Consider the following 12,016-nt stretch of genomic DNA (forward strand, 5'->3'; position numbering starts at 1 on the left):
TAGGGACAGAGTAGGCAGGCTCAGGCCGGTTCGGCGGGGATTCACCCTCGCGAGGGATCAGTCCACCAGGTCGCGGACCACCGCGTCGGCCAGGAGGCGCCCGCGCAAGGTCAGCACGGCCCGCCCGGCCTCGTACGGGGCCGGGTCCAGGAGACCGTCCGCCAGGGCGCGGCGGGAGGCCGCGAGGCCGGCCGGAGCGAGCAGGGACAGCGGGACGCCGTCCACCAGGCGCAGCTCCAGCAGGATCCGCTCCACCCGGCGGTCCTCCTCGGAGAGGAGCTCGCGGCCCGCGCCCGGGGAGCGGCCCTCCGCGAGGGCGGCGGCGTACGCGCCCGGGTGCTTCACGTTCCACCAGCGGACCCCGCCCACGTGCGAGTGGGCCCCGGGGCCCGCGCCCCACCAGTCGGCGCCGCGCCAGTACAGCTCGTTGTGCAGGCAGCGGCCCGCCTCCGTGGTGGCCCAGTTCGAGGCCTCGTACCAGGAGTACCCGGCCTCGGCCATCACCGAGTCCGCGATCAGGTACCGGTCGGCGTGCACGTCGTCGTCCGTCATCGGGACCTCGCCCCGCCGGATCCGCCGCGCCAGCTGCGTGCCCTCCTCCACGATCAGCGCGTACGCGCTGATGTGGTCCGGGCCGGCCCCGAGCGCGGCGGCCAGGGACGCGCGCCAGTCCTCGTCGCTCTCCCCCGGCGTCCCGTAGATCAGGTCCAGGTTCACGTGCTCGAAGCCCGCCGCCCGCGCCTCCGCGACGCACGCCTCCGGCCGGCCCGGCGTGTGCGTGCGGTCGAGCACCTTCAGGACGTGCTGCTTCGCGCTCTGCATGCCGAAGGAGACCCGGTTGAAGCCCCCGGCCCGCAGCTCCGCCAGGTACTCCGGGTTCACCGACTCCGGATTGGCCTCCGTGGTGACCTCGGCGTCCTCGGCCAGGCCGAACTCGTCCCGGATCGCCGCGAGCATCCGTACGAGGTCGCCGGCGGGCAGCAGCGTCGGCGTACCGCCGCCGACGAACACCGTCCGCACGGCCCGCGGGTCGTCGCCGAGCACCTTGCGGGCGAGGCGGACCTCGTCGATCAGGGTGTCGGCGTAGTTCTCCCGGGAGGCGAGCACGCCGCCGGTGCCGCGCAGCTCGGTCGCGGTGTAGGTGTTGAAGTCGCAGTACCCGCACCGCGTGGCGCAGTACGGGACGTGCAGGTAGAACCCGAGCGGCCGGTCCCCGGCACCCGCCAGGGCATGCGACGGCAGCGAGCCGTCTTCGGGCATGGGTTCACCGTCGGGCAGTGCGGAAGGCATGCACCCATTGTCCCGCACCCGCCACCGCGCCCGCCCCGGCTCGCGTCGTGCGAGACCGCGGCAGGCGCCGTGGCGGGCGCTGCGCCTCGTGCTACGCCTCGCGCGAGCCCTCGTACATCTCGTCGATCAGGTGCTTGAACTCACGCTCGACGGCCGGCCGCTTCAGCTTCAGGCTGGGCGTGAGGTCGCCGTGCTCCACGTCGAGGTCGCGGGGCAGGATCCGGAACTTCTTGACCGTCTGCCAGCGCTGCAGGCCCTCGTTCAGGGTCTGGATGTAGGTCTCGATCAGCCGGTTCGTCTCCGCCGCGGCCAGGACCTCGGCGTACGTCTTGCCCTCGAGCCCGTTCTCGGCGGCCCAGCCCATGATCGACGGCTCGTCGAGCGCGACCAGGGCGGCGCAGAAGTTCCGGTCGGCGCCGTGCACCACGATGCTCGACACGTACGGGCAGATCGCCTTGAACCGGCCCTCGATCTCGGCCGGGGCGACGTACTTGCCGTTCGAGGTCTTGATCAGGTCCTTCTTGCGGTCCGTGATGCGCAGGTAGCCGTCGGGCGAGAGCTCGCCGATGTCGCCCGTGTGCAGCCAGCCGTCCTCCTCCAGCACCTCGGTGGTCTTCTCCGGCTGCAGGTGGTAGCCCTGCATGATGCCGGGGCCGCGCAGCAGGATCTCGCCGTCGTCGGCGATGCGGACCTCGGTGCCGGGGAGCGGCTTGCCGACGGTGCCGGTGCGGTAGGCCTCGCCGGGGTTGACGAAGGAGGCGGCGCTGGACTCGGTGAGGCCGTAGCCCTCGAGGATGTGGATGCCGGCGCCGGCGAAGAAGTAGCCGATCTCGGGGGCCAGGGCGGAGGCGCCGGAGACGGCGGCGCGCAGCCGGCCGCCGAAGGCCTCGCGGAGCTTGGAGAAGACGAGCGCGTCGGCGATCTTGTGCTTGGTGGCCAGGCCGAAGGGGGCCGTGGCGCTGCCGGTGCGCCGGTAGTTGTCCTGGGTGACCTTGGCGTACTCGCGGGCGACGCCGACCGACCACTGGAAGATCTTGTACTTGGCGCCGCCGCCGGCCCGGGCCTTGGCGGCCACGCCGTTGTAGACCTTCTCGAAGATGCGCGGGACGGCCGCCATGTAGGTCGGCTGGACGACCGGCAGGTTCTCGATGATCTTGTCGATCCGGCCGTCGACGGCGGTGACGTGGCCGACCTCGATCTGGCCGGAGGTCAGGACCTTGCCGAAGACGTGCGCGAGCGGCAGCCACAGGTACTGGACGTCGTCGCTGTGGATCATGCCGGTGGCGACGGTGGCCTTGGCCATGTACGACCAGTTGTCGTGCGGGAGCCGTACGCCCTTGGGGCGGCCGGTCGTGCCGGAGGTGTAGATCAGCGTGGCGAGCTGGTCGGCGGTGATGGCCGCGATCCGCTCCTTGATCGCCTCGGGGTGCTTGGCGAGGTACTCCTTGCCGCGCGCCTCCAGGTCGGCGAGGGAGAGCACCCAGCCCTCCGGGTCGCCCTCGGCCGGTACCGCGCCGGCGGACTCCAGGACCACCACGTGGGCGAGCTCGGGCAGGTCGGCTCGGCGCTCGCGGGCCTTGGCCAGCTGGGCGGCGTCCTCGGCGATCAGCACGCGGCTGGCCGAGTCGGCGAGGATGAACGCCGACTCCTCGGCGTTGGTGCTCGGGTAGATCGTGGTCACGGCGCCGCCGGCGCACATGACGCCCAGGTCGGAGAGGATCCACTCGACGCGGGTGTTGGAGGCGAGCGCGACCCGCTCCTCGGGCTGCAGGCCGAGGTCCAGCAGACCCGCGGCGATACCGAAGACCCGCTCGGCCGCCTGGCCCCAGCTCAGCGACTTCCAGTCGTCGGGGCCTCTGCCGTCGGCCGCGGGCACCGGGAACCGGTAGGCCTCGGCGTTCGGCGTGGCGGCGACACGCTCAAGGAAGAGTGCCGCCACGGTGGGCGGGCGGTTCTCGATCAAGGTCTGTGTGTCGCTCACGGACGTCCTCCGGACCACGCGGCAGGGCCTGTCATCCAAGGCGGTGAATGACGGCTTCCAACAGGGCTTGCAACCAGCGCTTGTAACTGGCGAGTAACCAACGGGCAGTGATCAGACTAGGGGCCCTCCGCCTGGCGCGTAAGAGCCCTTGAGACGCCGATTCATAACGAAACAGGCCCCCGCGCTGCTGCACGGGGGCCTGCTCCGTATACGGATCAAGGCGCTTCACGGCCGTTCACGGCCGGGGGCTACTTCTTCTTGCCGCCGGACTCGTCGCTGGAGAGGACGGCGATGAAGGCCTCCTGGGGCACCTCCACCGAGCCGACCATCTTCATGCGCTTCTTGCCTTCCTTCTGCTTCTCCAGCAGCTTCCGCTTACGGGAGATGTCACCGCCGTAGCACTTGGCGAGGACGTCCTTTCGGATGGCGCGGATGGTCTCGCGGGCGATGACGCGGGAGCCGATGGCTGCCTGGATCGGGATCTCGAAGGCCTGCCGCGGGATGAGCTCGCGCAGCTTGGCGACGAGGCGCACACCGTAGGCGTAGGCGGCGTCCTTGTGCGTGACGGCGGAGAAGGCGTCGACCTTGTCGCCGTGCAGCAGGATGTCGACCTTGACCAGGCCGGAGGCCTGCTCGCCGGTGGGCTCGTAGTCGAGGGAGGCGTAACCGCGCGTCTTGGACTTCAGCTGGTCGAAGAAGTCGAAGACGATCTCGGCGAGCGGGAGGGTGTAGCGGATCTCGACCCGGTCCTCGGAGAGGTAGTCCATCCCGAGGAGGGTGCCGCGGCGCTGCTGGCAGAGCTCCATGATCGCGCCGATGAACTCGGAAGGCGCGAGCAGGGTGGCCCGTACGACCGGCTCGAACACGTCCGAGATCTTGCCCTCGGGGAACTCGCTCGGGTTGGTGACGGTGACTTCCTTGCCGTCCTCCAGGACGACCCGGTAGACCACGTTCGGCGCGGTGGCGATCAGGTCGAGGCCGAACTCGCGCTCCAGTCGCTCGCGGACCACGTCCAGGTGCAGCAGGCCGAGGAAGCCGACGCGGAAGCCGAAGCCCAGCGCGGCCGAGGTCTCCGGCTCGTAGACGAGCGCGGCGTCGTTGAGCTGGAGCTTGTCCAGGGCCTCGCGCAGGTCCGGGTACTCGGAGCCGTCGAGCGGGTAGAGGCCCGAGAAGACCATCGGCTTCGGGTCCTTGTAGCCGCCGAGGGCCTCGGTCGCGCCGTTGTGCAGGCTGGTGATGGTGTCACCGACCTTGGACTGACGCACGTCCTTCACGCCGGTGATGATGTAGCCCACCTCGCCGACGCCGATGCCGTCGGACGGGGTCATCTCCGGGGAGGAGACACCGATCTCCAGCAGCTCGTGCGTGGCGCCGGTGGACATCATCCGGATGCGCTCGCGCTTGTTGAGCTGGCCGTCGACCACACGGACGTACGTCACGACACCGCGGTACGAGTCGTAGACCGAGTCGAAGATCATCGCACGGGCGGGGGCGTCCTTGACGCCGACCGGGGACGGGACGGTGGCGACGATCTTGTCGAGCAGGGCGTCCACGCCGACACCGGTCTTCGCGGAGACGCGCAGCACGTCCTCGGGCTGGCAGCCGACCAGGTTCGCGAGCTCCTCGGCGAACTTCTCCGGTTGGGCGGCCGGCAGGTCGATCTTGTTCAGGACCGGGACGATCGCGAGGTCCTTCTCCATCGCCAGATAGAGGTTGGCGAGGGTCTGCGCCTCGATGCCCTGGGCGGCGTCCACCAAGAGGACCGTGCCCTCGCAGGCGGCGAGGGAGCGCGAGACCTCGTACGTGAAGTCGACGTGCCCGGGGGTGTCGATCATGTTGAGGATGTGCGTCTTGCCCTGCCCCTCACCCACAGTGGGCGCCCAGGGCAGTCGGACCGCCTGGGACTTGATCGTGATGCCGCGCTCACGCTCGATGTCCATGCGGTCGAGGTACTGGGCACGCATCTGCCGCTGGTCGACGACACCGGTGAGCTGGAGCATCCGGTCGGCGAGCGTCGACTTGCCGTGGTCGATGTGCGCGATGATGCAGAAATTGCGGATCAGCGCCGGGTCGGTACGGCTCGGCTCGGGCACGTGGCTGGGGATCGCGGGCACGCAGTGTCCTGATTCTCGGGTCGCAGTCGGAAGCGTTTCCGGCTCTCGTCGGATCTGTACGCAGGTTCCCATGGTCCCATGGACGGGGCGATGCGCTCGGTTTGGGCCGGTCGGAGCGTGCCTGGTAGCCTGGGCAGCTGTGTCTCGTATGCCCTCTCAGCTGTCGGGACACAATCCGAAGATCAAACTCTGAACCTGAAAAGGCTCTTTCGTGGCGAACATCAAGTCCCAGATCAAGCGGAACAAGACGAACGAGAAGGCGCGCCTGCGCAACAAGGCCGTCAAGTCTTCGCTCAAGACCGCGATCCGCAAGGCCCGCGAGGCCGTCCTCGCCGGTGACGTCGAGAAGGCCACCGTGGCTTCTCGCGCCGCCGCGCGTGCGCTCGACAAGGCTGTCTCGAAGGGTGTCATCCACAAGAACGCCGCCGCCAACAAGAAGTCGGCGCTGGCCACCAAGGTTGCCTCCCTCCAGGGCTGAGCTCTGATGTGATCGCCGGAACGGATCCAGCGGGCCCTCTCTCCCGCTCCTGACCGGCACCCCGCGCCGCACACGAAGCGTTCGCCACGCGGGTGCGGTGCAAACAAGAAGTAACCGAAGGCCCCGGCGCCCCCCTTCCCCAGGGCGGCCCCGGGGCCTTCGCTTTCCCCACAGCTCCCCCGCCGGCGCTTGAGGCACCCCCTCAGCCCGCACCCCAGACCGGCAGGGCCGGAAGCGGCCGGCCGGTGGCTAGTGCCGCGTCTGGCAACGTTTGCCCGTCAAGGAGCGGCGTCCGGTGCGGGCTCTCAGCGTGCCGGCCGCAAGCGCTCGTACTGGACGTACGTGAGCTTTCGGCCGGTGCGGCGAGAGTGCGTGCCGGGCGTCGCGACGGGGCGAACGTTGCCTGACGCGGCACTAGTGCCGCTGAGGCCGAGCCGCCCTCGCCACCGCGACAACGGCCTTCTCGAGCGCGTACCCGGGATCATCGCCCCCGCCCTTGACACCGGCATCGGCCGCAGCCACGGCCCGCAGCGCTTCCGAGACCCCGTCCGCCGACCAGCCCCGCATCTGCTGACGCACCCGGTCGATCTTCCACGGCGGCATGCCCAGATCCCGCGCCAGGTCCCCCGGCCGGGCCCCCCGCGGCGCGGAGGCGAGCTTGCCGATCGCCCGGACCGCCTGTGCCAGCGCACTGGTGATCAGGACGGGCGCCACCCCCGTGGACAGCGACCACCGCAGCGCCTCGAGGGCCTCCGCCGCCCGCCCCTCGACCGCCCGGTCGGCGACCGTGAAGCTGGAGGCCTCGGCCCGGCCGGTGTAGTAGCGGCCGACCACGGCCTCGTCGATCGTGCCCTCGACGTCCGCGCACAGCTGCGCGGCCGCACTCGCCAGCTCCCGCAGATCGCTCCCGATCGCGTCGACCAGCGTCTGGCAGGCCTCCGGGGTGGCCGACCGGCCCAGCGTGCGGAACTCGCCCCGCACGAACGCCAGCCGGTCCGCCGCCTTCGTCATCTTCGGGCAGGCGATCTCCCGCGCCCCGGCCTTGCGGGCCGCGTCCAGCAGCCCCTTGCCCTTGACGCCGCCCGCGTGGAGGAGCACGAGGATGATCTCCTCGAACGGCGACGCGAGGTACGCCTTGACCTCCTTGACCGTGTCCGCGGACAGGTCCTGCGCATTGCGTACGACCAGCACCTTGCGCTCGGAGAAGAGCGACGGGCTGGTCAGCTCGGCGAGCGTGCCGGGCTGGAGCTGCTCGGGGGCGAGGTCCCGCACGTCCGTGTCGGCGTCGGCGGCCCGGGCGGCCGCCACCACCTCCCGTACGACGCGGTCGAGCAGCAGGTCCTCCTGCCCCACCGCGAGGGTCAGCGGGGCGAGCGGATCGTCGGTGGGGTTCTTCCTGGTGGCCATCGCGTCCAGCATCCCATGCCGCAGTGACAGCCCCCCGCACCGCGGGCCCCCTCGCCCCGTACCCGAGAATGGCCGCGTGAACGTGCGACATGTACTGGTGCTGCCCGACCGCGACACCGCCGAGGAGGTGGCCCAGGAGGCCGTCGACCGCTTCGGCCTCCCCGAGGAACCGCAGCTGGTCCGCGATGCGCTGGCCGGCGAGGACGACGCCGAGGACGCCCAGTGGCTGGTGGTCGTCGAGGACCCGCAGGAGCGGCTCGACGCCACGGTGCTGGACGGCCTCGCCGCCGAGTACGAGGGCTGGTTGGAAACCTCGTAACACCCCGCCGGCCTGCGCTCGGGGATGCCCTGCTAGGCCTTGTGCACGATCTGGATGTCCAGCGCCACTTCGACGCTCGAGCCGATCGCGGCTATCCCGTGGGCCAGCACGGACTGCCAGTTCAGGGTGAAGTCCTCGCGGTGCAGCTCGGTGGTGGCCCGGCAGGCCGCGCGCGGTTCGCCCTCCAACCCGGTGCCGAGGCCCAGGTACTCGGTGTCCAGGGTCACCGAACGGCTGACCCCGTGCAGGGTCAGGGCGCCCGCGACGGTCCAGCGGCTGCCGCTGCGGTGGATGAACCGCTCGCTGTAGAACTCGACCGTCGAATGCCGTGCCGCGTCCAGGAAGTCGCCGGAGCGCAGGTGATCGTCCCGCAACCGCAAACCGGTGTCGATGCTCGCTGCGTCGATGATCACGTGCATGGAGGAGTCCTCCATGCGGTCGGCTATCCGTACCGCACCGGCGAACGTGTTGAACCGGCCGCGGATCCGGGCGAAGCCGATGTGCTGGGCCGTGAAGGCGATGGACGAATGCGTCGGGTCGAGTTCCCAGTGGCCGGGCGCCGGCAGCAGCGGCGGCTCCACGGCGTCGAGGACGATCTCCCCGGTGCCGGGCTGCGCCGGGTCCCCCACCAGCGTCGCCCCGTGGAAGGGGGCGTAGCCCTCGGCGGTGACGGAGAGCCGGTACTCGCCCTCCGGAACGGCCGCGGTGAACCCGCCGTACGGGTCGGTCTCGCCGCTGACGATGCGCCGGCCGATCGGGTCGGTCACCTCGAACTTGGCCTGTCTGACCGGCTGGTGGACGGTGTCGAGGACACGACAGCTGAGCAGCCGCGCCGTATGAGGCAGCGTCAGTGTCGCGGATGTGTGGGGACTGGCGCTTCCGGCCGTCTCCATCCCCCTTCGGCGACTGAACATGGTTGATGCACCCCCGTGCTGTGTGGACTTGTACCGCTCTGGCGAAGACGCATTCGATCATGCTGTCGGGTTGTGGGCAAACAGAAAGACGGTGTCCGGTATGCCCGTGTCGGCGCCGCCTCCGACGGGAGGGGAAAGCCTGCATCCGCGGGCCGCTCCCGGCGACGGCGATCGAGCCGTCGGTGTCGGTGCGCAGTACGGTCGCGCCCAGGGTCCGCAGGTGCGCGAGCGTACCCGGTGCGGGGTGCCCGTAGCGGTTGCCCGCGCCGACCGGGACGATCGCGAGCCGGGGCCGGACCTTCGCCTGCAGACCGGGGTCCTGGTGTGCGGAACCGTGGTGGGCGACCTTGAGGACGTCGACCGGTCCAAGTTCCGGATGGGCCGTCAGAAGCGCTTGCTGCGAGGGTGGTTCGAGATCCCCGAGCAGGAGCAGGACCAGGCCTGCGCCGCGGACCAGCAGGGCGACGCTGGCGTCGTTGGGGCCCTCCGGCCGCGGGCCGTCGGGCGAGGGCCACAGCACCTGCCACTCCAGGGGTCCGGCCCGGCGCCGCTCCCCTGCCGCGGCCGCCACGACGGGTACATGGGCGGCCGCCGCGGTCCTGCGGACGAACTCGGCCTGACCGGCCGGCTCTTCCAGTGTGGTGGTCTGAATCACACCCACGGCCCGCCCCCGCAGCACCCCGGACAGGCCGCCGACGTGGTCGGCGTGAAAGTGCGTCAGCAGGAGCAGCGGCACCCGGCTCACCCCCAGGGCTCGCAGGCATGCGTCCACCGGGCCCGGTTCGGGGCCGGCGTCCACCACCACGGCCGTGCCCGGGCCGGCGGCGAGTACGGCGGCGTCGCCCTGGCCCACCGCGCACTGGACGTAGCTCCAGTCGGGCGGCGGCCAGCGGGTGAGCGTACGGGTGAGCTGCGGCGGCCTCAGCACGGCCAGGAGCAGCAGCACGGCCAGGGCGGAGCACACCCACGGCCGCCGCCGGATCCGCGCCCCGGCTGCCACGACGGCCAGGGTGGCGGCGGCCAGCAGCAGTCCCCCGGTGAGCCCGCCCGGCCAGGCCAGCTCCGCGCCGGGCAGCCGCGCCCCGGCCCGCGCCACGGCGGCGATCCACCCGGCCGGCACCCCCGCGCAGCGGGCGAGCAGCTCCGCGACGGGCAGGGACAGCGGCGCCGCCACGAGCGCCGCGAAGCCGAGGACGGTCGCCGGACCCGCCGCGAGCTCGGCGAGCAGATTGCAGGGCACCGCGACCAGGCCCACCCGGGCCGAAAGCACGGCGACCACCGGCGCGCAGACCGCCTGCGCGGCCGCGGCGGCACCCAGCGCCTCGGCGAACCGGGGCCGCATCCCGCACCGTTGCAGGGCTTCGCTCCAGCGCGGGCCGAGCGTGAGCAGGGACCCGGTGGCCAGGACCGAGAGCAGGAAGCCGGGGCTGCGGGCGAGCCACGGGTCGTAGAGCACCAGCAGCAGGACGGCGGCCGCCAGGGCGGGGACCAGGGATCTGCGCCGGCCGGTGGCGATGGCCAGCAGGGTGACCGCCCCGCACGCCGCGGCCCGCAGCACGCTCGGCTCCGGCCGGCACACCACCACGAATGCCAGCGTCAGCGCCGTCCCGCACAGGGCCGTCGCCCGCAGGGACAGCCCGAGGCGGGGTGCGAGCCCGCCCCGCTCGGCGCGCTGCGCGGAGGCGGGCGAGCCGATGAGCAGGAACAGCACCACGGTCAGGTTCGACCCGGACACGGCCAGCAGGTGCAGCAGGTCGGTGGACCGGAACGCCGCCTCCAGGTCGGGCGGCACCCGGGAGGTGTCCCCGACCACCAGCCCCGGCAGCAGGGCCCGGGCATCCGGGGCGAGCCCCTCGGTGGCCTCGCGCAGCCCGGCCCGCAGCCTCCCGGCCAGCCGCTGGACGGTATCGGGGCCGCCCGTCACCCGGGGCGGGGTGTCCCCGGCAGGCCGCAGCAGCGCCACGGCCCGCTCCCCGCCCCGGCCCGGGGCCAGCCGGGCGACAACCGCAACCCGGGTGGAGGGCTGCAGCCGGGCCCACTGCGGATGCCCGGCCAGCACCCGTACGGGGGTCTCGACGCGGGTCTGCTTCCCGTCGGGTCCGGTCACCCGGGTCGCCACCGCATCCAGGACGACCACGGGCGGGCCGCTCCCGCTGCGCGCGGGCCGCGGGTCGGAACCGACGGTGAGCTCGGCGAGGACCCGGGCGTGCTCCCCGGCCAGGCCCACGACCGGCCCGGCCCGCGCCTCGGCCCGCTGGAGGCCCGCCACCCCGGCACCGGCGGCCGCACAGAGCAGAACGGCGGCCGCGGCCGTGCCGACCCGCCACAGCGACTCCGGACGCCGGCACCCGGCCAGGAGCAGCAGCCCCGCGCCGAGGACCGCGAGCCCGGCCCCGGCGGCGGCCCAGCCGGGCGGTGCGTCGAGGGCGAGGGCGGCCGCCGCCCAGGCGGCCAGCGCCGGTACCGCAAGGCGCAGATCCAGCGGGCCCGCGCCCTCGGGGCGGTTCACGGCCGGACCAGCTTGCGCAGGTCGGCGAACCGCCGCTCGCCGATGCCGTCGACCTGCCGGAGCTCCTCCACCGAGCGGAAGCCGCCGCGGGTGGTCCGGAACTCCACGATGTGCTGCGCCAGGACCGGGCCGACCCCGGGCAGGCCGTCCAGCTGCTCCACCGTGGCCGTGCCGAGGCTCAGCGGGCCGGAAGCGGAGCCGGGGCCGGCACCGGAACCCGGCACACCCGGAGCGGGCTGCGTCGGGGCGCCCACCACCACCTGCTCGCCGTCGAGCAGGACCCGGGCCCGGTTGAGCCCGGTGGTGTCCGTACCGGGCCGTACTCCCCCGGCGGCCGCCAGCGCGTCCTCGACCCGCGAGCCGACAGGCAGCCGCCGCACACCGGGATCGCGGACCTTGCCGCTGACGTCCACCACGATCCGCGGGCCGGCCCCTCCGGCGGCGACGGGAGGTCCGGGGCTCGGCGCCGGCGACGGTGCCGGTGTGACCACCGAGGGCGCGGTCACGGGTTCCGGCCGGGCCGTCCAGTACTGCTGCGCACCGAAGGCAACGGCGGCGACCAGCACCACGGCCACGGCGGCCACCGTGCGCGGCTCCACGCCGCACCGGGCCTGCAGCCACATCGGCAGCCGCTCCCGCACGGCGAGCCGGAGCGCGACTCCGCCGGACAGCGGCGCCCCCTCGGGCGGCGGATCGGCCACGGACCGGATCCCGGACCCCGGACCCGACACCGCGTCCGGAGGCGGCACCTCCCCTGGCGGCACCTCCCGTGGTGGGGCCCCTCGTAGCGGCGCCTCCGGCGGCGGGGCCTGCGGCGGGCCGCTGCCGCCGAGCAGGGCTTCGGCCCGGCGGCGCACCGCCGCGGGCTCGGGGTGGTGCGGGCGGGCGCGGCCCCGCCGGTGGCGCAGCCGCCCGTCGGAGAGACGGGAACGGCCAGGTCCGCTGGTGGCTCCGGAAGGGTGCGAGGTACGCGTGCGAAGAGTCATGCCACGACGTTAGGGACG

The 12,016-nt window shown here is 72.8% G+C and carries 8 protein-coding genes and 1 pseudogene; 2 read left to right on the forward strand and 7 right to left on the reverse strand.

Annotated elements, in window-relative coordinates; genetic code table 11:
* Positions 1–57: 57 nt before the first annotated feature.
* The 3 genes from hemW to lepA all read right to left on the reverse strand — a co-directional run bounded on the left by hemW (position 58) and on the right by lepA (position 5,385).
* Positions 58–1,290: a radical SAM family heme chaperone HemW gene (gene hemW, locus AB0M76_RS07955; protein WP_365952089.1), complete on the reverse strand. Its 1,233-nt coding sequence runs from the start codon at positions 1,288–1,290 to the stop codon at positions 58–60.
* A 91-nt stretch (positions 1,291–1,381) separates the two neighbouring features.
* Positions 1,382–3,271, reverse strand: a complete 1,890-nt coding sequence (locus tag AB0M76_RS07960; RefSeq protein ID WP_365952090.1) for an AMP-dependent synthetase/ligase — start codon at positions 3,269–3,271, stop codon at positions 1,382–1,384.
* A 248-nt stretch (positions 3,272–3,519) separates the two neighbouring features.
* Positions 3,520–5,385, reverse strand: coding sequence for a translation elongation factor 4 (gene lepA / locus AB0M76_RS07965; protein WP_365952091.1), 1,866 nt, complete (start codon positions 5,383–5,385; stop codon positions 3,520–3,522).
* A 211-nt stretch (positions 5,386–5,596) separates the two neighbouring features.
* On the opposite strand from lepA, the gene rpsT reads away from it, so the two are divergent.
* On the forward strand, positions 5,597–5,863 hold the full coding sequence (gene rpsT, locus AB0M76_RS07970; protein WP_030010251.1) for a 30S ribosomal protein S20: 267 nt from the start codon (positions 5,597–5,599) through the stop codon (positions 5,861–5,863).
* 414 nt (positions 5,864–6,277) lie between these two features.
* Here rpsT and holA read toward each other — a convergent pair whose 3' ends face one another.
* Positions 6,278–7,270, reverse strand: coding sequence for a DNA polymerase III subunit delta (holA, locus tag AB0M76_RS07975; RefSeq protein ID WP_365952092.1), 993 nt, complete (start codon positions 7,268–7,270; stop codon positions 6,278–6,280).
* Positions 7,271–7,346: 76 nt separating this feature from the next.
* Here holA and AB0M76_RS07980 point away from each other — a divergent pair, with 76 nt between their 5' ends.
* Positions 7,347–7,589 (forward strand): hypothetical protein, encoded by a 243-nt coding sequence (locus AB0M76_RS07980; protein WP_365952093.1) that lies wholly within the window; start codon positions 7,347–7,349, stop codon positions 7,587–7,589.
* 32 nt (positions 7,590–7,621) lie between these two features.
* Here the strand turns inward: AB0M76_RS07980 and AB0M76_RS07985 are convergent, their stop codons facing one another.
* The 3 genes and pseudogenes from AB0M76_RS07985 to AB0M76_RS07995 form a co-directional block, all read right to left on the reverse strand.
* Positions 7,622–8,482, reverse strand: a complete 861-nt coding sequence (locus AB0M76_RS07985) for a YceI family protein (RefSeq protein ID WP_365952094.1) — start codon at positions 8,480–8,482, stop codon at positions 7,622–7,624.
* A 157-nt stretch (positions 8,483–8,639) separates the two neighbouring features.
* Positions 8,640–11,012 (reverse strand): annotated as a pseudogene (locus AB0M76_RS07990) (ComEC/Rec2 family competence protein); the annotation flags it as partial.
* On the reverse strand, positions 11,009–11,998 hold the full coding sequence (locus AB0M76_RS07995) for a ComEA family DNA-binding protein (protein ID WP_365952095.1): 990 nt from the start codon (positions 11,996–11,998) through the stop codon (positions 11,009–11,011). The gene AB0M76_RS07995 and the pseudogene AB0M76_RS07990, both read right to left, overlap by 4 nt.
* Between the last annotated feature and the right edge of the window lie 18 nt (positions 11,999–12,016).

This window comes from Streptomyces sp. NPDC051364 (assembly GCF_040682115.1).
In the GTDB taxonomy this organism is placed as follows: Bacteria; Actinomycetota; Actinomycetes; order Streptomycetales; family Streptomycetaceae; genus Streptomyces.